This window comes from Micromonospora humidisoli, from assembly GCF_016900955.1.
Classification (GTDB): domain Bacteria; phylum Actinomycetota; class Actinomycetes; order Mycobacteriales; family Micromonosporaceae; genus Micromonospora; species Micromonospora wenchangensis.
This window is the reverse complement of the sequence record NZ_JAFEUO010000001.1, coordinates 526989-549400: the sequence shown is the minus strand read 5'-3', so window position 1 is coordinate 549400 and position 22412 is coordinate 526989. Positions and strand designations below refer to the sequence as shown.

18 protein-coding genes are annotated in these 22412 nt (G+C 74.0%); 12 read left to right on the top strand and 6 right to left on the bottom strand.

All coding sequences use genetic code 11. The features are described from left to right. Positions 1–203: 203 nt before the first annotated feature. Positions 204–1091, bottom strand: coding sequence for an ABC transporter ATP-binding protein (locus JQN84_RS02395; protein ID WP_204957293.1), 888 nt, complete (start codon positions 1089–1091; stop codon positions 204–206). A gap of 75 nt (positions 1092–1166) precedes the next feature. Here JQN84_RS02395 and JQN84_RS02390 point away from each other — a divergent pair, with 75 nt between their 5' ends. Then, entirely contained in the window at positions 1167–2165 is a 999-nt protein-coding gene (locus tag JQN84_RS02390; protein WP_204956746.1) for an ABC transporter ATP-binding protein, read from the top strand. Beyond that, positions 2162–3175, top strand: a complete 1014-nt coding sequence (locus JQN84_RS02385; protein ID WP_204956745.1) for an ABC transporter permease subunit — start codon at positions 2162–2164, stop codon at positions 3173–3175. Before JQN84_RS02390 ends, JQN84_RS02385 begins: the two co-directional genes overlap by 4 nt. A gap of 96 nt (positions 3176–3271) precedes the next feature. Here JQN84_RS02385 and JQN84_RS02380 read toward each other — a convergent pair whose 3' ends face one another. Continuing rightward, a complete protein-coding gene (locus JQN84_RS02380; RefSeq protein ID WP_088641729.1) occupies positions 3272–4447 on the bottom strand; it encodes an ROK family transcriptional regulator in 1176 nt (391 codons plus the stop codon). A gap of 199 nt (positions 4448–4646) precedes the next feature. Here JQN84_RS02380 and JQN84_RS02375 point away from each other — a divergent pair, with 199 nt between their 5' ends. Next, the gene (locus tag JQN84_RS02375) at positions 4647–6107 is read left to right on the top strand and encodes a glycoside hydrolase family 3 N-terminal domain-containing protein (protein WP_204956744.1); all 1461 of its coding nucleotides are present in this window, start codon (positions 4647–4649) and stop codon (positions 6105–6107) included. Positions 6108–6233: 126 nt separating this feature from the next. Here JQN84_RS02375 and JQN84_RS02370 read toward each other — a convergent pair whose 3' ends face one another. Continuing rightward, positions 6234–6575: an STAS domain-containing protein gene (locus JQN84_RS02370; protein WP_204956743.1), complete on the bottom strand. Its 342-nt coding sequence runs from the start codon at positions 6573–6575 to the stop codon at positions 6234–6236. 379 nt (positions 6576–6954) lie between these two features. Next, positions 6955–7617, bottom strand: coding sequence for a GNAT family N-acetyltransferase (locus tag JQN84_RS02365; RefSeq protein ID WP_204956742.1), 663 nt, complete (start codon positions 7615–7617; stop codon positions 6955–6957). A 197-nt stretch (positions 7618–7814) separates the two neighbouring features. Between JQN84_RS02365 and JQN84_RS02360 the strand changes: the two genes are divergently transcribed. After that, positions 7815–8015, top strand: a complete 201-nt coding sequence (locus tag JQN84_RS02360) for a DNA repair protein (RefSeq protein WP_204956741.1) — start codon at positions 7815–7817, stop codon at positions 8013–8015. A 222-nt stretch (positions 8016–8237) separates the two neighbouring features. Beyond that, positions 8238–8756, top strand: coding sequence for a hypothetical protein (locus JQN84_RS02355; protein WP_204956740.1), 519 nt, complete (start codon positions 8238–8240; stop codon positions 8754–8756). 97 nt (positions 8757–8853) lie between these two features. Here the strand turns inward: JQN84_RS02355 and JQN84_RS02350 are convergent, their stop codons facing one another. Beyond that, a complete protein-coding gene (locus JQN84_RS02350; protein WP_204956739.1) occupies positions 8854–9582 on the bottom strand; it encodes a Clp protease N-terminal domain-containing protein in 729 nt (242 codons plus the stop codon). A 157-nt stretch (positions 9583–9739) separates the two neighbouring features. On the opposite strand from JQN84_RS02350, the gene JQN84_RS02345 reads away from it, so the two are divergent. The 4 genes from JQN84_RS02345 to JQN84_RS31885 all read left to right on the top strand — a co-directional run bounded on the left by JQN84_RS02345 (position 9740) and on the right by JQN84_RS31885 (position 14484). Then, positions 9740–10591, top strand: a complete 852-nt coding sequence (locus tag JQN84_RS02345; protein WP_504739422.1) for a DUF72 domain-containing protein — start codon at positions 9740–9742, stop codon at positions 10589–10591. A gap of 328 nt (positions 10592–10919) precedes the next feature. Continuing rightward, positions 10920–11522: a DUF4956 domain-containing protein gene (locus tag JQN84_RS02340; RefSeq protein WP_204956738.1), complete on the top strand. Its 603-nt coding sequence runs from the start codon at positions 10920–10922 to the stop codon at positions 11520–11522. Continuing rightward, complete coding sequence (locus tag JQN84_RS02335) at positions 11519–12355, top strand: polyphosphate polymerase domain-containing protein (RefSeq protein WP_204956737.1); 837 nt, start codon at positions 11519–11521, stop codon at positions 12353–12355. The genes JQN84_RS02340 and JQN84_RS02335 overlap by 4 nt, the downstream gene beginning before the upstream one ends. Next, on the top strand, positions 12346–14484 hold the full coding sequence (locus tag JQN84_RS31885) for a CotH kinase family protein (RefSeq protein ID WP_204956736.1): 2139 nt from the start codon (positions 12346–12348) through the stop codon (positions 14482–14484). The genes JQN84_RS02335 and JQN84_RS31885 overlap by 10 nt, the downstream gene beginning before the upstream one ends. 57 nt (positions 14485–14541) lie before the next feature. Here the strand turns inward: JQN84_RS31885 and JQN84_RS02325 are convergent, their stop codons facing one another. Continuing rightward, positions 14542–17031: an ATP-binding protein gene (locus JQN84_RS02325; protein ID WP_204956735.1), complete on the bottom strand. Its 2490-nt coding sequence runs from the start codon at positions 17029–17031 to the stop codon at positions 14542–14544. A 277-nt stretch (positions 17032–17308) separates the two neighbouring features. Here JQN84_RS02325 and JQN84_RS02320 point away from each other — a divergent pair, with 277 nt between their 5' ends. From JQN84_RS02320 to JQN84_RS02310, 3 genes are all read left to right on the top strand, one after another. Further along, a complete protein-coding gene (locus tag JQN84_RS02320) occupies positions 17309–18586 on the top strand; it encodes a chymotrypsin family serine protease (protein WP_204956734.1) in 1278 nt (425 codons plus the stop codon). Between the two features lie 498 nt (positions 18587–19084). Further along, positions 19085–20407: an MFS transporter gene (locus JQN84_RS02315; RefSeq protein ID WP_204956733.1), complete on the top strand. Its 1323-nt coding sequence runs from the start codon at positions 19085–19087 to the stop codon at positions 20405–20407. After that, the gene (locus tag JQN84_RS02310; RefSeq protein ID WP_204956732.1) at positions 20404–22221 is read left to right on the top strand and encodes a prolyl oligopeptidase family serine peptidase; all 1818 of its coding nucleotides are present in this window, start codon (positions 20404–20406) and stop codon (positions 22219–22221) included. Before JQN84_RS02315 ends, JQN84_RS02310 begins: the two co-directional genes overlap by 4 nt. The last annotated feature ends 191 nt before the right edge of the window (positions 22222–22412 follow it).

Here is a 22412-nt window from a genome sequence, read left to right as displayed (position 1 = left end):
ACCCCCCACCAAACCCCCACCCTCCCCACCACCCCACCAACCACGACAAGTCTAAATCCCCACCCCACCCACCCCTCCCACCCACCCGCCCATCCGGTCGATCATGGACTTACGGTGGCCGCAAAAGGGGCATGGGAGGGCCTTTCCCCCACCACAACTCCATGATCGACGCCGGGGTGGGGGGTGGGGGTGGGGGTGGGGGGTTAGGTGGCGCGGGCGGTCCAGCGGGGGCCGTGGCGTTCGACCAGGAGGGGGAGGCCGAAGGTCTTGGTGAGGTTGTCGGCGGTCAGGGTGTCGGCGAGCAGGCCCTGGGCGACCACCGCGCCGTCGCGCAGCAGCAGGGCGTGGGTGAACCCGGGCGGGATCTCCTCGACGTGGTGGGTGACCAGCACCAGGGCCGGGGCGTCCGGGTCGTGGGCCAGCTCGGCGAGCCGCCCGACGAGGTCCTCGCGGCCACCCAGGTCGAGCCCGGCGGCCGGCTCGTCGAGCAGCAGCAGTTCCGGATCGGTCATCAGGGCGCGGGCGACCTGCACCCGCTTGCGTTCACCCTCGGAGAGGGTGCCGTACGCCCGTTCCGCCAGGTGGCCGACGCCGAGCTGCCCGAGCAGGGCACGGGCGCGGGCCTCGTCGGCCTGGTCGTAGCTCTCCCGCCAGCGGCCGACCACCGACCAGGCGGCGGTGAGCACGACGTCACCGACCCGCTCCTCGGCGGGGATGCGCTCGGCCACGGCGGCGGTGGTCAGGCCGATCCGGGTCCGCAACTCGGTGAGGTCGGTGCGGCCGATCCGCTCGCCGAGCACGTGCGCGACACCGGCGCTCGGGTGCAGTTGGCCGCAGGCGAGGTTGAGCAGGGTGGTCTTGCCGGCGCCGTTGGGGCCGAGCACCACCCAGCGTTCGTCCAGCTCGACCCGCCAGTCGACGTCGTGCAGCAGGGCGGTGCCGGATCGCCGGACGGCGACGCCGTCCAGGCTGACCACCAGATCCGCGTCCACGGTCGGGGGGGTGGCTGCGGCGGGGAACGGGTCACCAGTCACCGCTCCATCCAACCACGCAGCCCGAGGCCGCCCCCCACGGGCGGGTGGCCCGGCCATAGGGTGGGGCACCGTGTCGTTGGTCACCATCCCGGGAGGACGACCCATGCCCGTACGAGACGAGGGGCGGTGCGGATGAGCGCGGTCATCGAGATCGCCGGTCTGCGCAAGACGTTCCGCACCATCCGGCGGGGCAGGCGGGTGGCGGTCGACGGCTTCGACATGGTCGTCGAGGCCGGTCAGGTGCACGGCTTCCTCGGCCCCAACGGCTCCGGCAAGACCACCACGCTGCGTGCCCTGTTGGGGCTGGTCAACGCCGACGCCGGGGAGCTGCGGGTGCTGGGTGCCCCGGCCCCGGAGCAGTTGGGTCGGGTCACCGGGCGGGTGGGCGCGATCGTGGAGAGTCCGCAGTTCTTCGGCAACTTCACCGGGCACCGGACGTTGCGGTTGCTGGCGGTGGCCGGTGGCGTGCCGACGTCCCGGGTGGACGAGGTGCTCGACCAGGTGGGCCTGCGGGAACGGGGCGAGGACCGGGTGCGCAGCTACTCGCTGGGCATGAAGCAGCGGCTCGCCGTCGCGTCGGCGTTGTTGAAGAACCCGGAGCTGCTGATCCTGGACGAGCCGGCGAACGGGCTGGACCCGGCCGGTATCCGGGAGATGCGGGACCTGATGCGGACCCTCGCCGGGTCCGGGGTGACCGTGCTGGTGTCGAGCCACATCCTGGCCGAGATCCAGCTGATCTGCGACCACGTCACGATCATCGCGAGGGGTCGTCGGGTGGCGGCCGGCCGGGTGGACGACGTGCTGGCCGGGCACGACCCGCACGAGTGGCGGGTCCGGGTGGCCGAGTCGGAGCGGGGCGCGGAGCTGCTGCGGGAGGTCGGGCTGACGGTAGCCGTCCACCCCGACGACGTGCTGGTGGTCGGGGGCGCGTCGGAGCCGGAGCTGATCAGCAGCACCCTCGGCGGGCAGGGGTTGTGGGTACGCGAGCTGACCCCGATCCGGCCGGACCTGGAGAGTGTCTTCCTCGACCTCACCGCCGGCGCGGCCCCGCCCCGGCAGGCGGACGACACCGCCGGCGACGAGCCGCTGATCGAACTGGACCGGACCGACGGTCGGAGGGTGGACGCGTGAACCTGGTCCGTGCCGAGGTGGAGCGGTTGACCGCGCGCCGCTTCGTCCAGTTGATGGTGCTGCTGCTCGCGGTGGCTTTCGCGGTGACCACCGCGACCACCCTGATCGGGTCGCACCGGCCGACGGCGCAGGAGTTGTCCGCCGCGCAGCAGCAGGCCGCGCAGGCGGTGGCCGCGATGGAGGCGGAGCACACCCGCTGCCTGCGGGTCCGGGCCGGCGAGATCCCGATCACCGAGGACTCGGGCTACGTGCCGGCCGACTGCGGTGAGCTGGACCCGGCGCGGATGGAGCGGCTGCCGGTGGCCACCGACTACCTCACCTCGGTCTTCGTCTTCTCCCAGGAGGCGCGGGGGTTGCTCTACTTCCTGATCGCGTTCCTGGTGCTGTTCGGCTTCCTGGTGGGCGCGTCGTACATCGGGGCCGACCTGAACTCGGGCGGGGTGGTCAACCTGCTGCTGTGGCGTCCGGGCCGGCTGAGCGTGCTCGGCACGAAGCTGGGCACCCTGGTCGGGGTGGTGGCCGTGCTCGCGGTGCTGGCATCGGTGCTCTATCTGGGCACCTTCTGGACGATCGGGCAGACGGCCGGCGCGCCGGGCCCGCTGGACGGGCAGTTCTGGGGCGGGCTCGGGGCGATCTACGGGCGGGGTCTGGTGCTGGTACTGCTGTCGACCGTGCTCGGCTTCGGGATCGCCACGCTGGGCCGGCACACCTCGGCGGCGCTCGGCGCGGTCGCCGCGTACGCGGTGGTCTGGGAGATGGGCGTCCGGCTGGTGCTGCAGATCCTCGACGTGGCCCGGGCCGACCTGCTGATGCTCTCCAACTACCTGGGCGCCTGGCTGTCCGGCCGGTTGGAGTTCTGGGACGACCGGGGTTGCGCGCCGGGCAGCGGCCTCTGCGACGGCGGTTTCTACACGATCACCTGGGGGCCGGCACTGCTGGTGCTGCTGGCGCTGACCGGTGCGGTCACCGGGTCCGCGTTCGTCGCGTTCCGCCGCCGCGACCTGGTCTAGGGGCGGCCCGACCCGCGCCGATCACGGCAACATCTTGCCGTGATCGGCGCAGTGGTGAAGTATTCCTTCATGGTGACGGGCGGGCAGGGTGGTCGGTCAGCCGACGGTCGACCCGAACACCTCGTCCCGCACGGCGTCCAGTGCGGTCCGCAGCGCCCCCCGCAGGATCGGCTCCTCGGTCAGCCCGGTGGGCACCACCCGGGGCCGGACCAGGGTGATCGCGGCCACCTCGTGTTGCACCCGTTCGGCCAGCGCCGCCCCGCCGGCCTGCCCCACCTCACCGGCGAGCACCACCAGCGGCGGGTCCAGCACCACGCAGGTGCTGGCCACCCCGAGGGCGAGCCGTCGGGCCAGCTCGTCGAGCAGCGGGCCACCGGCGGTGCCGGCGGCGATGGCGGCCCGCACGGCACCTGCCGCGTCGGGCGCGTCGATGCCGTGCTCCCGGGCCACCGCCTGGACCGCGTCCGCCCCGGCGAGCTGCTGGAACGCCGGCTTGGCCCGACGCGAGACGTCCCGGGGGATCGGCACCCCCGGCACCGGCAGGTAGCCGATCTCGCCGGCCGCGCCGCTGCTGCCGTGGTGCAGCCGGCCCCCCAGCATGATCGCCAGGCCCACCCCGGCACCGACCCAGACCAGGACGAAATCCGCCAGCCCCTGTGCCGCCCCGGACTGCGCCTCGGCGACGGCGGCCAGGTTGACGTCGTTCTCGAAGACGACCGGGGTGTGCAGGTCCTCGCGCAGCGCGGCGAGCAAACCCCGGTGCCAGCGGGGCAGGTTGAACGCGAACGTGATGTCCCCGGTGGCCGGGTCGACCAGACCCGGGGTGCCGAGCACCACCCGCCGTACGCTGTCCAGCTCCGCGCCGGCCCGGCTGGCCGCCTGCACCACCGCCGTGTGCACCACGCCGACCGGGTCGTCGGTGTCCCGGGTGGACTGCTCGACCTGGCTGACCACCGCGCCCGTGATGTCCGCACAGGCGGCCACCACCCGCTCCGCCCCGACGTCCACCCCGACCACGTACGCGCTGCCCGGCCGCACGGCGTACAGCTGCGCGTTCGGCCCCCGCCCACCGGCCTGCTCACCGACCCGGGCGACCAGTCCCCGCTCCTCCAGCCGCTCGACCAGCTGCGAGGCGGTGACCTTGGACAGGCCGGTCAGCTCGCCGAGCCGGGCGCGGGTGAGCGGGCCGCGTTCGAGCAGGAGCTCCAGCGCCGCACGGTCGTTGAGCGCCCGCAACAGTCGGGGGGTTCCGGGCAGCCGGGTCGCACTCATGCCACGTCCTCTGGTTTCCGTAAACTCTGCTAACCGAATCGCGTTGATCAGGGATGTCCGTAGCGTATCGGCCGGCCCGCGGCGGGTAACTCGGACGACCCGGCCGCCCGGGACGACACACGTGCCGTCCACCGGCACACGCCGACATCCGGCCGGTCCGCCCGTGGCGCGGGTTCGGGCGGCGGGAGAGGGGGTTCAGGTGGGGATCGATCCAGGACTGCGCCGGCTGGCGCTGGGCACGCTGCTGGCCGCGTACCCGGGGCCGGTGCCGCCGGACTGGGCGGTCGCGCTGGTCGCCGAGGGGCTGGCCGGGCACACCCTGTTCGGCGGCAACGTGCACGACCCGGGCCAGCTCGCGGCGAGCACCGCCGCGCTGCGCGCCGCCCGGCCCGACGTGCTGCTCGCCATCGACGAGGAGGGCGGCGACGTGACCCGGCTGGCACACGCCACCGGCAGCCCGTACCCGGGCAACGCGGCGCTCGGCGCGGTCGACGACACCGCGCTCACCCGGGAGGTCTACGCGGCGATCGGCGTCGAGTTGGCCGCCGTCGGCGTCACCGTCGACCTGGCCCCCACGGTGGACGTGAACACCGCCGACGACAACCCGGTGATCGGCACCCGCGCGTTCGGGGCCGACCCGGCGCGGGTGGCCGCCCACACGGCCGCCGCCGTGGCGGGTCTCCAGTCGGTCGGGGTGGCGGCCTGCGCCAAGCACTTCCCCGGCCACGGCGCGACCGTCGCCGACTCGCACCACGAGCTGCCCACCGTGGACGCCGACGCGGCGCTGCTGCGGGCCCGTGACCTGCCGCCCTTCGCGGCGGCGGTCGACGCGGGCGTGCAGGCGGTCATGACGGCGCACATCCGGGTGCCGACGCTGACCGGGGACGGGCCGGCCACCTTCAGCCGGGCCATCCTGGTCGACCTGCTGCGCGGCGAGTACGGCTTCACCGGCGCGGTGGTCACCGACGCCTTGGAGATGAAGGGCGCGGCGGTCGCCGCCGGTGGGGTCGGGCCGGCCGCCGTACGGGCCCTGGCCGCCGGGGCGGACCTGCTCTGCCTGGGCGCGAAGGTCGACGCGGCGCTGGTCGAGCGGGTGGTGGCCGAGATCGTCGGGGCGCTCGGGGACGGCCGGCTGGACCGGGCCCGGGTGGAGCAGGCCGCCGGTCGCGCCGCCGCGCTCGCCGCCTGGACCGGTACCGCCCGCCCGGCCGGTCCCGCCGGCCCGGCCGATGCCGGTCTGGGCTACCGGGCCGCCCGCCTGGCGGTGCGGGTGGAGGGCGACCCGACCGGCCCGGCCCGGCCGCTCGTGGTGCAGGTGTACGCCGCCGCCACCGTCGCCGAGGGCCGGGTGCCCTGGGGACTGGGCCCCCACCTGACCGACGTCGAGCAGCTCCGGGTGGTCGCCACCGAGGTCGACCCGGCCACGGTACGACGGCTCGCCGGGGACCGGCCGGTGGTGCTGGTCGGACGGCACCTGCACCGGCTGCCCGGCGGCCCCGCGCTGGTCGGGGCACTGGCCGCGACGCATCAGGTGACGGTGGTGGAGATGGGCTGGCCGGGGCGGTGGCGGCCGGCCGGGGTACGGGCCTTCGTCACCACCTACGGCGCGAGCCACGCCAACGGCCGTGCGGCGGCGGAGGTGCTCGGCCTGACCGGCTGACCCGCCGACGGGCATGCCTGGGCGGAGCACCCGGCCGCCGCACCGCACCGGCACCGCACCTGACCGGTCCGCCCCGGTGCCGGCCGCTCCCCGGACGGGACCGGAGCGGTCGGCGAGGTGAGGCGGTCAGCGCCGCCAGGGGGCCGGGTCGCCGCGGTCGTCGGGGAGGCCGAGCAGCCGGGCGACCGCGGTGATCCGCAGGACCCGGGACACCACAGGTTGCGGGTCGACCAGTCGCAGGGTGGCCCCCCGGCCGACCGCCTCGGCCGCCCCGCGCAGCAACGCGGCCACCCCCGTCGAATCGAGGAAGGTGACAGCCGTCAGGTCGACGACGATCTCCAACAGGCCCGGGTGGCGCAGCGCCTCGTCGAGGTCGCGTTGCAGCCCGGGGACGGTGGCGATGTCCAGGTCACCCACCGGTGCCAGGACCACCCGCCCGGGTCCCTCGCCCGGCGTCGGCAGCTGCATACCCGTCCACTCCTGGCCAACCGGCCGTCCCCGACCGCGCGCCGGCTCTCGCCGCGACGCCCGACCCTACCGGTGGCCCCTGACACCGCTCTGCCGGGCAGCCACCGCGGCAGGAGACAAGCACGTTGCGTTACCGAGCCCAGCCAGGAAATTTTTCCTTAACCCCAGCTCAAGTCCACTACTGGACAGAGTCGACCCACCGATCACCACTTGCCGGACGGGCATTCGAGTACGTAGCGTGACCAGCACCAAGGGTCGACCGGTGGACGCCGGTCACGGCGGGGCCTGGGGCAGGCAGCGGACCGTGGATCCGGCCCGGGATCCACGGTCCGCGCCGCCGGCCGGCGCGGCGGACAGACGCCGTACACCCGGCCCGCCCTCACGGCGGATAGACGCCGTAGGTCGACCAGCCCCGGTCGGCGAACCCGGCGGCCTCGGCGACCCGGGCGGAACCGGTGTTCGCCGGATCGTGCCGGTAGGTGGGGACGGCGCCCTCGTCGAGCACCCGGCGGGCGGCCTGCGCGACGAGCCGTCGGGCCAGCCCCCGGCCGCGCGCCGCGGGCACCGTGCCGACGGCCAGCTCGTGCCCGTACGCGTCGTGCCGTTTGACGCCGACCCCGGCCAGATAGCCGCCGTCGGCGTCGCGCACCACGAGCACCTCGCGGTCGAACAGGTGCAGCCAGGGTGGCAGGGCGGGGTCGGTGGGGGCGGTCCAGACGCCGACGTCGGGCAGCGCGGCCGGCGCGAGGCACCACCGGAACACGTCGTCGTGCGCCACCCAGGAGGGTCGCCCGACCAGTGCCGGCAACGCCCCGTACAGCGCGCAGCGTGGTCCGGCCGCCAACTCCCGGACGGCCGCGACCAGCGCGGGTGGCACGGAGAGCACGGTGCTGCCGGCGACCCGGACCGCGACGGCCGGACGGACCCGGCCGTCCCACGCCGGCCGGGTCCGCCGCCACGAGCCGACCACGTGCAGGCCGGGCGGGGCCGGCCACTGCCCGAGCCAGGTCGCCAGGTGCAGGTACAACCGCCGGTCCAGCACCGCCCGCCCCTCTCACCCCGTGGATCGCTCCATGATCCACGGTACGCCGGGCCGGCCCGGCCGACTCACGGTTACCGGGAGTACGTCACGGGTAGAGGGGAACCGGACCGTGAGCTGCCTCACCGGAACCCGGTCCATCGACCGTGCGTCATATCTATTTCCATACATGGACACCTTTCTTTGGGACGGTAATGGCCATGCCCATGCAGCCGAACGAGCGGTACCAGCAGGACAGCGCACGCGTGTGGAACACGGCGGGGGGTGTCGGCCGGTTCCCGGCCCAGCCGCGCTACCGGGAGGCCCGGCGCGGTCGCGGTGTCAACGCCCGACTGTCCTGGAGCGAGTTGAACATCCTCCCCGCCGGCATCTCCTCCCGACGCGGCCTCACCGCCCACTGACCCGGCACGGCGCGCCCGCGACGACGGCCCCGGTCCGTCCCCCGTGGCCACCGGCGGACGCGCCCGGACCGACGACCGCGCCGACCCGCCGGGTGCCACCGCGCGGCCGGCGGCTCCACCACGCGCCGACCGTCCCGCCGGGGTGTCCGGCCGGGGCGTTCGCACACCTGTCGGGTAGCGTCTTGTGGTCGATTCCGGCCAGCGACAGGAGAACCGCAGCGCATGGGCAAGAAGACGATCCACGTCTCCGACTTCAGCGGCACGGTGCTGCGTCCCGACGACGAGGTGGTCCGGGTCGTCGTGCTGGAGCACCCCGACCTGGTGGCCGGGCCCGTGCAGTTGGACGCCACCGCGACCGAGGTGGAGGGCATCGACGACGCCGCGCTCGACGTGGCGGTGGTCGAGATCCACGACCGGCACGCCGGCGGGGAACCGCGTCGGGTGGTGCTGACCGCCAGCGAGTTCGACGCGATGGCGACCGACACCCCGATGGCCCAGTTGCTGCGTACCGCCGAGCGGGTCCGCCCGCCGAAGGCCCGCAAGAGCGCCGAGAAAATCGACTACGGCACCCTCGACCACGCCGGGAAGCCCCACCGGGGGCGGGTCACCGAGGAGGAGGCCCGGCTGGTGCGCGAGCAGCTCGACGAGGTCAACAAGCGGCTCGCCGACGCCGGCATCCGGCAGATCGACCCGGCCGACCCGGAGCACGCGCTGCGGTACGGCTTCCGCACCGACGACTGACCGGCCCGCCGGGCGCGCCCCCTGCCGCGCCCGGCCCCGGCCTGCCCTTCCCTCCCCCGGCCTGCCATGCGGTACGGCCCCCGGCCAGGTCGGGCTGTTACTTGCCGTCGGCGAATCCGGCGAGGGCGGCGGCCAGGTGGGCCTCGGCCCGTTCCTTGGTCAGGCCGAGGCCGGACAGCACGCCCGTGCCGTCCTCCAGTTCCAGCAGGGCCAGCAGGATGTGCTCGGTGCCGACGTAGTTGTGCCCGAGCCGCAGCGCCTCCCGGAAGGTGAGTTCGAGGGCCTTCTTGCCCTGCGCGTCGTACGGGATCAGGTCGGGGACCTGGTCGGACGCGGCGGGCAGCGCGGCGACGACCGCCTCCCGGACGGTGTCCGGGCCCAGCCCTTCGGCGACCAGGGCCCGGGCGGCGAGGCCGTCGGGTTCGGCGAGCAGGCCGAGCGCCAGGTGTTCCGGGCGGATCTCCGGGTTGCCGGCGCTGCGGGCCTCCTCCTGCGAGGCGATCACCACGTTGCGGGCACGCGGGGTGAAGCGGCTGAAGCCGGCGTTGGGGTCCAGCGTCGCGGCCGCGTCGGCCTTCGCGGCGGAGCGCTTCTGGGCGGCCTGCTTGCTCACCCCCATGCTGTTGCCGATCTCGGTCCAGGAGGCTCCGGAGCGGCGGGCCTGGTCGACGAAGTGGCCGATCAGGTGGTCGGCGAGGTCGCCGAGGTGGTCGGCGACGAGCACCGCGTCGCTGAGTTGGTCGAGCGCGTCCGGCCGGGCCTTCTTGATGGCCTGGATCAGCTCGTCGAGGCGGACAGGGTGCGGAAGCTGAGTGGATTCCGTCATGCGTCAACCATAGGTTGACGCCCTCGCATCGTCAACCGGAAGTTGACGATTGCGACCTCCGGGGCGGGTCCACCGGACCGCCCGTGGCGCGTCGCCGGCGCTCCGATAGCGTGCGGCGATCGGACGGGTCGGGTGGCGTCGCGGGAGGGTCGGGAGCATGCGGTTGCACGTCGGCTGCGCGATGTGGACCCACCGGTCCTGGCAGGGGCGGCTGATCGCCCACCCGCTGCCGGTGCACGAGCGACTGCGGCACTACGCCGGCTGGTGCGACGCGGTCGAGGGCAACACCACGTTCTACGCCACCCCGGCCCGGGAGACCGTGGAGTCCTGGGCCCGGCAGACCGGGCCCGACTTCCGGTTCGTCCTCAAGCTGCCGAAGGTGGTCACCCACGAACGGCGGCTCGTCGACGCCGACGCGCCGCTGCGGGCCTACTTCGACGCGATCGCCCCGCTGGGCAGCCGGACGCACGCCCTGTGGATCCAGCTGCCGGGATCGTTCACCCCGACGGACGTCCCCGTGCTCGCCGACTTCCTGCGCCGGCTGCCGCAAGGACACCGGTACGCCGTCGAGGTCCGGCACCCCGCCTTCTTCCGGGAGCCCCGCGCGACGCGACTGCTGGAGGCGGTGCTCGCCGAGGCGTCCGCCGAGTGGGTGCCCTTCGACACCACCGCGTTCTTCCGCACCCCGCCGACCAGTGACGCGGAACGGGAGGCGTGGACGAAGAAGCCCCGGCTGCCGTTGCGGACGGCGGCGCTGACCGACCGGCCGATCGTCAGGTACCTCGGCCGCGACGCCGAGGCGGAGACCGTGGCGGGCTGGCAGCGCTGGGTCGAGATCACCGTCGGCTGGTTGCGGGAGGGCCGCTCGCCCACCGTGTTCGTGCACACCCCGGACAACACCGACGCACCGCTGCTCGCCCGCCGGTTCCACGCCGAGGTACGGGCCCGGGTGCCCGCCCTGGCGGCGCTGCCCGAACCGATCCCGACCGGGCCGCTCACCCTGTTCTGACACCCGCCGGACGCCCCGTCGAAGGTTCCGGCCATCCCGCGCCGGACGCTCCCGAAAGTTTCGACACCCGGGCCCGGACACTCCGCCGAGTGCGGCCCTCCGCCAGCCGCCCCTCCCCGCCCGGACCAGCCGTCTCGTCGGCGTCTCACCACGTCACCCACACAGGACAACTGATTGACGTTTCTCAATGTTATGCCTACAGTTCCGAAAGAGTAACCGAAAGTTTACCGAAAAGATGATCGGCTCCGGCTGACCGCCGTGGCTTCTCCCCGGGCTGACGCAGGCGGTGCCGGACCGGCACGCCGACGAGCCGGGAGGAACCAGAGACATGACGCAGGTCGTCCTGTTCGCGATCGACATCTGCGCGGTGGCGCTGCTCGTGTTCGGGCTCTACTTCCCCCGACACCGACGCCGCGACCTCGTCGTCGCCTACCTGGGGGTCAACGTCGGGGTCCTCGCGGTGGCCAGCGCCCTGAGCGCCAGCAACGTCGGTGCCGGAGTCGGGCTGGGGATGGCCCTGTTCGGGGTGCTGTCCATCATCCGGCTCCGCTCGACCGAACTGGACCAGCACGAGGTGGCGTACTACTTCTCGGCCCTCGCCCTCGGCCTGCTCGGCGCGCTGGGCACCCGCTCGGTCTGGCTCAACGGCGGCCTGATGGCGCTCATCCTCGCGGTGATGTTCCTCGGCGACCACCGCCGGGTGTTCCGGCACTACCGGCACCAGATCCTGGTGCTCGACTCGGCCGTCACCGACCACGTCGCCCTCGTCGCCCACCTGGAACAGCTGCTCAACGCCCGGGTGCACGTCGCCACCGCCCAGCGGGTCGACCTGGTCAACGAGACCACCGTGGTCGACGTGCGCTACTCGGTGGCCCACCGCACCCCGGCGTCCACCCCCGGTTCGCCGGTGCCGGCGGGAGCACGTCGATGACCCCGCCGCCGTTCGCGTCGGCGCTGGCCGACCTGCCCCCGGTCGGGCTCGCCGAGCTGATCGACCGGGCCGCGCTGCAGAGCCGGGTGGACCGCAAGTACGTCGTCGCCCTGGACGAACTGCCCGGCCTGCTCGACCGGATCGCCCCGTCCGCCCGGGTGCTGGACATCGACGGCACCCGCACCTTCCGCTACGAGTCGGTGTACTTCGACACCCCCTGCCTGGCCAGCTACCACGGCGCGGCGTACCGGCGGCGGCGACGCTTCAAGGTGCGCACCCGCACCTATCTCGACTCGGCGCAGTGCTGGCTGGAAGTCAAGGTCAGCGGAGCCCGGGGGCTGGTCACCAAGCACCGGCTGCCCTACCGGCCGGAGGACCGTCGTACCGTCCGGTCGGGGCGGGACTTCGTGGACGAGGCGCTCGACCGTGAGTCGATCCGGTCCGCCCCCGCCGGTGGTCACCTCGAACCGGTGCTGGTGACCGGCTACCGGCGTACCACGCTGCTGCTGCCGGCGACCGCGAGCCGGGTCACCATCGACACCGACCTGCACTGGCAGGACGACCGGCGCGCCCTCGGCCTGCCCGGGGTCGCCGTGGTCGAGACCAAGACCCGGTCGGCGGCCGGCCCGATCGACCGGCTGCTGTGGCAGCGCGGCACCCGACCCGCCCGCATCTCGAAGTACGCGACCGGTCTGGCCGCCCTGCGACCGGACCTGCCGGACGTGCCGTGGCGACGGACGCTGCGCCGCCACTTCCGCGACGCCACCGGGTCGGCGACACCGGCACCGGCACCCACCACCCCCCGAGTCACCCAGGAGACATCGTGCGTCTGACCGTCCGCCCGCCCACCCGACGTACCGTCGGGATCGCGGCCGTGGCCGTGCTCCTCACCGGGCTCCTCGTGCCGCACACGGCACAGGCCGGCCCGTCCACCGCGACCGCCGGCCCGCCCGCCGCCCGCGCCGGGATCACCACCGGCCTGGACACCTCCGCCGCCGACGCCATCGCCGCCGCCGGGGCGGCGGACGAGCTGGTCGGCGACATCGTCTTCTCCCGGCCGAGCGGCACCTTCCAGGGGGAGGTGACGGTGTCGCTGAGCACCGCGATCGGCGGCGCGCAGGTGCGGTACACCACCGACGGCCGGCTGCCCACCGCGCAGTCGCCGCTGTACGCCGGCACACCGCTGCGGTTCACCCGGACCACCCAGCTCCGCGGGCAGGCCTTCGTCGGCCAGACCGCCGCCGGTGCGCCCGGGACCGCCATGTACGTCGCCCAGAACGTCGCCACCGCCCACGACCTGCCGGTGGTCCTGCTCGACTCGTACGGTGCCGGCAAGCCCGGCCGTGAGTACCTCGACGCCACCGCCATGGTCTTCGAGCCGGGCGGCGGTGGCACCACCTCGCTGGCCGCGACCCCGACGGTCGCCACCCGCGCCGGGTTCCACCTGCGCGGCCAGTCGTCGGCGTCGTTCGAGAAGACGCCGTACCGCGTCGAGCTGCGGGGCAACGACAACGACGACGCCGACTACCCGATGCTCGGCATGCCGGCCGACTCCGACTGGGTGCTGCGCGGGCCGTTCAGCGACAAGGCGTTGATCCGGGAGGCGCTCGTCTACGACCTCGGGCGCGAGATGGGCATGCCGGCGCCGCGGTACCGGTTCGTGGAGTTCTACCTGAACACCGACGCCGCCCCGGTGGCCGCCGGTGACTACATGGGCGTCTACATGCTGGTGGAGACGATCAAGAACTCGAAGAACCGGCTCGACCTCAAGCAGCTCGACGAGGACGACCTGACCCTGCCCAAGATCCAGGGCGGGTACATCTGGAGCTTCGAATGGCTGGCCGCCGAGGAGCCGACGCTGACCTGCACCGGTACGGCGGCGACCTGCTGGAACTACCTGGAGGTGCGCGACCCCTCACCGTTGCAGGCACCCCAGCGGGACTGGCTGCGGGGCTACGTCCAGGAGTTCCACGACGTGCTGCGGGCACCGAACTCCGCCGACCCGGTCACCGGCTACCGGAAGTACATCGACGTCGACTCGTTCGTGGACCAGATGGTCCTCAACGAACTCAGCCGGGAGATGGACTCCTACATCCGCAGCGCGTACTTCTACAAGGACCGCGACACCAAGATCCTCGCCGGCCCGCTGTGGGACTACGACCTCACCTTCGGCGTCGGCGGCTACTTCGGCAACGACCAGATCGCCGGCTGGCAGTACCAGCAGACCCGGCAGCCGCTGGCCAACGACTGGTTCCCGCAGCTGGTGCGGGACCCGGCCTTCGTCAACCAGCTCCGGTCCCGCTGGCAGACGCTACGCCGGGGCCCGCTCGCCGACGCCGCCCTGCAGACCCGGATCAACGCGCTGGCCGCACCGTTGACCAACGCCGCGCAGCGCAACTTCCAGCGCTGGCCCAACCTGACCGCGCCGATGGTCGGCCCGTTCTACACCCCGACCGCGTCCACCTGGCAGGGCCAGGTCCAGGCCATGCGGGACTGGATGCTGCGCCGGGCGGCCTGGTTGGACTCCACCGCCGGCTGGGGTGGCCCGGTCACCACCCCGCCCCCGTCGCCCACGTCACCCGCCCCGACCACCCCGCCGCCCACCACCGCACCGCCGACGACGACCCCGCCGCCGCCCACCACCACCCCGCCCCCGGCCACCGCGCGCTGCACCGCGACGTACACCGTGACCAGCCAGTGGACCGGCGGGTTCCAGGGCGAGGTACGGGTCACCGCCGGTACCTCGGCGATCAGCAACTGGACCGTGACCTGGGCGTACGCCAACGGCGAGCGGGTCACCCAGGCCTGGAACGCGACGGTGACCAGCCAGGGCACGACGGTCACCGCCCGCAACGTCGCCTACAACGGCGCGCTCGCGGCCGGTGCCAGCACCTCGTTCGGGTTCCTCGGCTCGTCCACCGGCAGCCCCGGCCTCCCGGTACCGAGCTGCACCACGGGTTGACCCCGGGCTACCTGGCACCGGCCGGTCTTTCCGCCGGTGCCAGGTAGCGTCGGACCGTCAGTCCCCGGCCGCGGTCCCGGTCGTGGCCCGGTTCAGCCGCTCCCGGACCCGGGCGGCGTCCGGGTGGCCCAGGTCGTCGAGGATGTCCAGCGCCCGTCGCCAGGTCCGCACCGCCCCGTCGGGGTCGCCCGCCGTGTGCCGGGCCTCGGCGAGCCGGGTCAGGGTGTCCGCCTCGTCGTACCGGTCGCCGATCCGCCGGTACAGCGCCAGCGCCCGGCCGTAGCAGCGGATCGCCTGCCGGTGGTGGCCGAGCCGGTCGTGGATGAAGCCCAGGCTGTCCCAGGTGTTCGCCTCGCCGTGCCGGTCGCCGGTCGGGCGCAGCAACGTCAACGCCCGGGTGCAGTGCTCCAGCGCCGGCCCGTACTGGCCGAGCTGGGCGTGCGCCCACCCGACCGCGTTGCGGGCGCTGGCCTCCCCCGCCGGGTGGCCGGCGGCCCGGTACAGCGCCAACGCCCGCTGCCCGTGCCCCAGCGCCTCGGCGTACCGGCCGAGCCCGTCGAGCATCGCCCCGAACGCCCGGTGGGTACGCGCCTGACCGGTGCGGTCGCCGAGCGCCCCGAACAGGCTCAGCGCTTCCCGGTAGTGCTCCACCGCCTCGTCGACCAGGCCCAGCCGGCTGAGCACCCGGGCGAGATCACGGTGGGCGTTCGCCTGCCCGGGTCGGTCGCCCGCCCGCCGCGCCCCGGCCAGGGCGGCATGCTGGGCGGCGGCCAGGTCCGACCAGTTGCCCCGGCGCTGGAGGAAATCCACCAGGCTCCAGGCCAGTTGCCAGGCGTGACCGTCGAAGCCGTGCCGCCCGGCGTGGGTGACCGCCGACAGCAGCACCGGGTACTCGGCGGTGAACCAGGCCAGCGCCCGCCCGTGGTCGGTCGGCTCCTCGGGGTGCACCCCGGGCAGCGGGTCGGCCAGGGCCACCGGGTCGCGGCCCGGTTGCAGCAGCAGTGCCGCCGCGTGGGCGCTGTGCACGTAGTGGTCCAGCCCCCGCCGGACCGCCGCCCGCCGGTCCTCGCCCGGGTCGAGGTTCTCGGCCAGCTCCCCCGCGTACGCGCGCAGCAGGTCGTGCGCGACGAACCGGCCGGGTGCGTGCTCGGTGACCAGGTGGGCATGGGCCAGCTCGGCCAGCAGCCGGGACACCTGGCTGCGGGGCAGGCCGGCCAGGCTCGCCGCCGCGGCCAGCCCGACGTCGGGCCCCGGATGGCAGCCCAGCAGCCGGAACAGTCGCGCCGCCGCCGGCGTCAGGTTCCGGTACGACCAGGAGAAGACCGACTGCACGTCCGTCCCGGTGTCCCCGCCGTCGAAGGAGTCCAGCAGACGCGGCGACCCGCGTAGCTCGGCGACGATGGTGGCCAGCGGGAACGTGGGGTGCGCCGCCCCCCGCGCGGCGAGCACGGCCAGCGCCAGCGGCAGCCGTACGCAGCGTTCGATCATCTCGTCGACCGCCTGCGGCTCGACGGTCAGCCGGTCCGGGCCGAGCCGTCGGGCGAGCAGTTGCCACGCCTCGGCGGTGCTGAGCAGGTCGACGGCGATCTGCCGGGCCCCCTCGGCGGTGATCAGGCCGGCCAGCCGGTTGCGGCTGGTGACCAGGAACAGGCAGCCCGGGCTGCCGGCCAGCAGCGGCCGTACCTGCTCGACGTCGCGGGCGTTGTCCAGCAGCACCAGCATCCGTCGGCCGGCGAGCAGGCTGCGGTAGAGCCCGACCTGCGCGGGCAGGTGGGTGGGGACCCGGTCGGGCGGCACCTCCAGGGCTTCCAGGAAACCCCGGACCGCCTCGGCGGGCGTCACCACCGCGCCGGTGGCGTCGAATCCCCGCAGGTCGACGTAGAGCTGTCCGTCGGGGAAGCGGTCGGCGACCCGGTGGGCCCAGTGCACGGCGAGGGTCGTCTTGCCGACGCCGGCCGTACCCGACAGGGTCATCGTGGTGGTCGGCCCGTCACCGTCGGGTGTGTCGTGTCCGGCGCAGCCGGCGTCGAGCTGGGCGAGTTGCGCGGCCCGGCCGACGAAGCCGGGCAGCGCCGGCGGTAGCTGGCGGGGCACCGGCAGCCGGGTCGGCGGGAGGCCGGCCCGCCCGCCGCCGGCCCGGGAACGGACGACCGCGCGACCGGCCCGGCCGGTGGAGGGGTGTTCCGGGCTGGCGAGCCGGCGGCGCTCCTCGACCCGGTCCCGCGCGGTGGCCAGCGCCCCCTGCTCGGCGGGGCTGGCCCCGAGCAACCGGATCAGGGTGTCGAACCGCTCCGGCGGGGGCAGGATGTTCCCGGCGAAGTACTCCCCGATCACCCCACGTGACCAGCCGGTCTTCGCCGCGAGCTGGCGGTAGGTCAGCGGGGTCTCGCCCTGTTGCCGGGCCTCCCGGCGGCGGAGCTGCCGCAGCAGGGCGGCCAGTTCCTCGACGGTGTGTATCCCGGTGTCCAGTGGGGACATCGGGGCCGCCGCACGAACCGTCCCGGCCGTCGGCTGCCGGATGCCCGAAGGGACCCGTTGGTCGGACATGCGGCCTCCACCCCCGGCCATCCGTCGCCCCGGATGCCGACAGGGGGAGGGTAGGACCGGCGGCACAGCGTCGGGTAGGCGACCGCCGATGTATGACAGTTTCATGTCGGTCCGGTTTCGTCGACCGCAGTCCTCCAGCGTTCGTCCGCCGTCCGTCCGGCGTTGTCCGGGGGTGTCCGGCCGTGTCCAGGATGCGCCGCCGGACACCCGGGGCACCTGCCAATGTCCCCAGGGCGGGTTGAGGCCCGCACCACGAAACCCTGGGGAAGGGGTACGTATGTCTCGTCCACACCCGACCGGGCTGCTGCGCCGGGCCGCCGCCGCGGCGTTCGGCGTCACCGTGCTCGTCACCGCGGTGGCCACCGCACCGGCCACCGCCGCGCCCGCTCCCGCCGCCGGGGGCAAGGTGACCGCCGCCGGGTCGTTCGTCGACAGTACGCCGGTGCCGGGCGGCTTCGCCTCCTGGAAGGAGCTGCTCGAACTCCAGCAGCGGATGAACACCGCCGCCGCCCGGATCACGAAGCTCGCGCAGCGCGACGCGAAGTCCGGTTTCGCCGGGGTGATCGCCGATCCCACCACCCGCAAGCTGCAGGTCTTCTGGAAGGGCGAGGCACCGGCCAGCCTGGTGGCGACCAGCCGGGCCACCGTACCGACCGAGGTGCTGCCCGCCGCGTACACCCGGCGGGAGCTGGACGTCGCGGCGGCCAGGCTACGCCGGGCGGCCGGTGACAGGCTCACCACGGTCGGGCCGCGCGCCGACGGTGCCGGCCTCCTCGTCGGTACGCAGAGCGGCCTGCTCGGCGCGGCCGGCATGGCCGGCGTCCCGGTGACCGTGCAGACCGGTGTCGCCGCCGCGCCCGCCACCCGGTGGGACGACACCGCCCCGTGGTGGGGCGGCGGCGCGTGGCGCAACGCCACCACCGGTGGCGGTTGCTCGACCGGCTTCGGGGTCTTCCAGGGCGGGTCGGCGCGGATGCTCTCCGCCGCGCACTGCGGCAACATCAACAACGCCGCGACCGACCCGACCGGGCAGTCGATGGGCATCGTCGGCACCCGCAACGCCGGCACCGACACCCTGCTGCTGTCGGGTGCCTCGGGCGGACGGGTCTTCAACAACAGCACCGACGCCAACGGCGCGGTGGTCAGCGAGTTCAGCAACCAGGTGATCGGCGCGCAGGCCAGCCAGGTCGGCAACTTCGTCTGCACCTCGGGGGCGTACTCGGGAACCCGGTGCTCGATCCAGGTCAAGGCCCGGAACCTGTGCATCAACGTGCGTGACTTCGGCACGGTCTGCGGCCAGGTGCAGGCGGAGAGCACCACCCGTACCAACGCGGTCGGCCAGGGCGACAGCGGCGGCCCGGTGGAGATCGTCAACGCGGCGAACACCCTCCAGGTCTGGGCCACCGGCACCAACACCGCCATCGACGACGGCGGCGCGGTGACCGCCTGCACCGGTTACCGGCCCACCGGTCGGGTCTGCGCCTGGCGGATGTACTACGAGGACATCATCTCCGGGATGGCGGGCGTCGGCGCCTCGGGCGTGATCCTCGGCTGACGGACCAGGTCTCCGGTCGACGGGGGGCCGGCGGAGGAGGGTGGACCGGCGCGGCCCCGTGCGCCGGTCCACCCGACGGCCGGGTCGGTACGCGTGGCTCGCGTACCGACCCGGCCGCTCGTCATCGACCGGTCGGCGCGGGATTCACGAAATCGTCGACCGGAATGACGGCATCATCTTGTGACATCGTCGCACGTCACTAATTCACGACAAATGACGGCGGGCCGAAAACAATCGACACAGACCGCCGCCCGGAGGTTTGGCGCGTAGTGCAGATTCATTGACAGAGGTGCACAAGCCGCCCATCATCCCCACAACCGAATAAGTGCCATAACCGGCCGTATTCGAATCCTTGCTTTCCGCACACTGCATTGTTAGCCTCGTGGACACCCCCCGCGACCATTGGGGCCGACAAATGTCACCCGGATCACGCGAACTCTTACCGACAGACCTCGCACACAGATTTGGGAAAATCATGGAAACTGTGCGGACGAGGCTATGACAGCCACCCCCACCGCAGCGGTTAAACCGGGCGAGAACCCCCACCGCGGCGGCGATTTCCACCGTTACTGGATAGCCGGGGCGATCGACCAGCTCGGATCGCAGGCCACCGGCATCGTGCTCCCGCTGGCCACCCTGGCCGTGACCCGGTCACCGGCGGCGGCCGGGCTGGTGGGCGCGCTGGCCCTCACCGGCCGGCTCGTCGCCGCGCCGGTGGCGGGGGTGCTGGCCGACCGGCTGCCGCGCAAACGCATGATGATCGTCTCGCTGCTGGTCGCGGCCGGCGCGATGACCGCGATCCTCGTCTGCGTCGCAGCCGGCGTGCCGACCCTCGGGTTGCTGGCCGCCGCCGCGTTCGTCGAGGGGGTCGCGCAGAGCGGCTACGAGGCGGCCGGCTCCGGCGCGATCCGGCGACTGTTGCCCACCGACGACCAGAAGGCGCTGGCCCGGCTGGAGGCCCGCAACAACGCCGCCCGGATCGTCGGCCCACTGCTCGGCGGCGCGCTCTACCAGCTCGCGCGTTGGCTGCCGTTCCTGGCGGACGTGGTGTCCTACCTGGTCGCGGCCGGGCTGGTGGCCACCATCCGCACCGACCTCACCCCCGAACGCCGGGAGCGCACCTCGTTCCGCACCGACCTGCGGGAGGGGCTGCGGTTCGTCTGGCGGCAGCCGTTCCTGCGCTTCGTGACGATCTGGGCCGCCGGCATCAACGTCACCTTCGGCGCGCTCGTCTACTACGCCATCCTGACCGCCGGCCGGCAGGGCGCCCCGGCCGCGTCGATCGGCCTTATCCTCACCATCGCCAGCGTCGGCGGCCTCGGCGGGGCGCTGGCCGCACCGATGATCTTCAGCCGGGTCCGACCGGTCACCGTCATCGTGTTCGCCTCGTGGGCCATGGTCGCCCTGGTCGTCGCGATGTCCCAGGCCCGGCAGACCTGGAGCTACGGTCTGCTGTTCGGGCTGGTCTTCCTGCTCAGCCCGCTGCTCGGGGTGATCTTCCAGTCCCGGGTGATCGCGGTGACGCCCGACGGGCTCCAGGGTCGGGTGGCCACCGTGATGGGCACCGTCGGCGAGGTGCTCCAGACGCCCGCACCGCTGCTGGCCGGGGTGCTGGTCGCCTGGTACAGCCCGGCCACGGTCGCCCTGGTGTTCGCCGCCGCGCTGGCGGTGCTGGCCACGTACACCACGCTCGTCGTGCGCCAGCTCCGGGCCGGCGCCGGCGCGACGGCCGGCACCGACGACGGCGTCGCCGCCGACCCCGACGGGACCGCCGACGGCGACGCCGGGGCCAGCGCCGATCCCGAGGAGGCCCACCGATGAGTCGCGGCCACCGGCTCTTCTACCCGGCGCTGCCGGTCGTCGCCGAACACGCCCCGCACCGGGCCGTCTACGTCGGCGACGCCGACGGCCGCTGCGAGATCCTGGCCTGGGACCGGGCCGCCGGCACCGCCCGGCAGGTGACCGACCGCCCGGCCGGCACGGTCCGGGCGGCGCTCGACCCGACGGGGGCCACCATCTGGTGGTTCGACGACGATCTCGGCGGTGTGGGCACCTGGCGGACGTGCGACTTCGACCGGCCCGACCGGTCGACGCGGGCGCTGCCGTCGGTGCTGCCCGCCCGGCATGCCGGCATCGCGATGGCCGCCGACGGCAGCACCGCCGTCGGCCTCTCCGACGACGGCGGGATGACCGTCTTCCTGCGTACCGGCGACGGGCGGGTCGGTGAACGCGTCCACGTCGGCGGCTACGCCTACCTGGTCGATCTCGACCCGGCCGGCCGGCTGCTGGTGGTCGGCGGCGACGCCGCCACCGACCGGGCGGTCACGGTGTTCACCGCCGACGGCACCCGGCTGGCCGACATCCCCGGCGGGCCGGACCGCCGGGTGTGGGCGCTCGGCTTCGCGCCGGGCGTCGACCTGGCCCGGCTGCTGCTGGTCGTCGAGGACGAGGGGGGCTACCTGCCGGCCACCTGGACCGCCGCCGAGGGGGTGGTCAGGCACGACTGGTGCCGCTTCGACACCGAGATCACCGCCGGCTGGTTCCCCGACGGGCAGCGCCTGCTCGTCCGACAGGACCGGCACGCCCGCACCCTGCTGCACGAGGTGGACCTCGCCGCCCGTACCCGGGCGGTGGTCGACACCCCGGCGGGCAGCGTCCTGGACGCCGCGGTCTGGCCGGACGGTGACATCGCGTACGTGTGGACCGACTCGGTGACCCCGCCGCAACTGCGCTCCGTGCGGGGTGTGGAGCTGCCGCAGCACCCCGGCGGTCGGCCCGACGTGGGCGGGCCGGAGGCCGTCGCGGCACCTACGGACTACCGCCGCGAGGAGATCCTGGTGCCCGGACCGGGCGGCCCGATCCCCGCGCTGGTGGCCCTCCCGGCCGACCGGGAAGGGCCCCGGCCGGCCGTCTTCCTGGTCCACGGCGGGCCGTTCCAGCACGCCCGCGACGCCTACGACCCGCTGGTCGAGATCCTGGTCAGCACCGGCTGCGCGGTGGTCCGGGTCAACTACCGGGGCTCCAGCGGGTACGGCGCGGCCTGGCGCAACGACTTCTCCGCCGGGGTCGGCCTCACCCAGTTGGAGGATCTCGCCGCGGTCCGGGCCCACCTGGTCGCCGAGGGTGTCGTCGAGGAGCGGCGCACCGCGCTGTGGGGCACCTCGTGGGGCGGCTACCTGACCCTGCTCGCGCTCGGCCGGCAACCGGAGCTGTGGCGGCTCGGCATCGCGATCAGCCCGGTGGCCGACTACGTCGCCGCGTTCGAGGCGGCCACCCCGGCGCTCCGGGAGCTGGACGTGCTGCTGTTCGGTGGCACCCCGGACGAGGTGCCGCAGCGCTACGCCCGCTCCTCGCCGGTCACCTACGTCGACCGGGTCCGGGCGCCGGTGCTGCTGGCCATCTCCACGGGTGACGTGCGTTGCCCGCCGGCCCCGGTGGAGCACTACGCGCGGCTGCTGGCCGAGCGGCGCATCCCGCACCAGGTGGTCCGGCGGCGGGCCGGACACGAGGACTTCGACGCGCAGAGCCACCTGGCTCTGATGCAGACCGTGCTGCTGTTCATGCAGCGGCACTTCGACGGCGTGCAGGACGAAGGCACCCCGGTCGCGCTCGCGATGGCGCGCCCGGTGGGCTGACCCCGGCACGTGACCTGTCCCCCCGATACCGGAGAGGAGGTGAACGACATGCGCAAGAACGTTGTCGAGAACGACCCGATCAACGGCAACCGCGACCAGCTTCGGGCCTCGAACGTCACGGTCACGGTCACGGTCAAGGTCAGCTTCTAGCGGCCGTACGGGGTGCGGGTCCAGGTGGCCCGCGCCCCGTA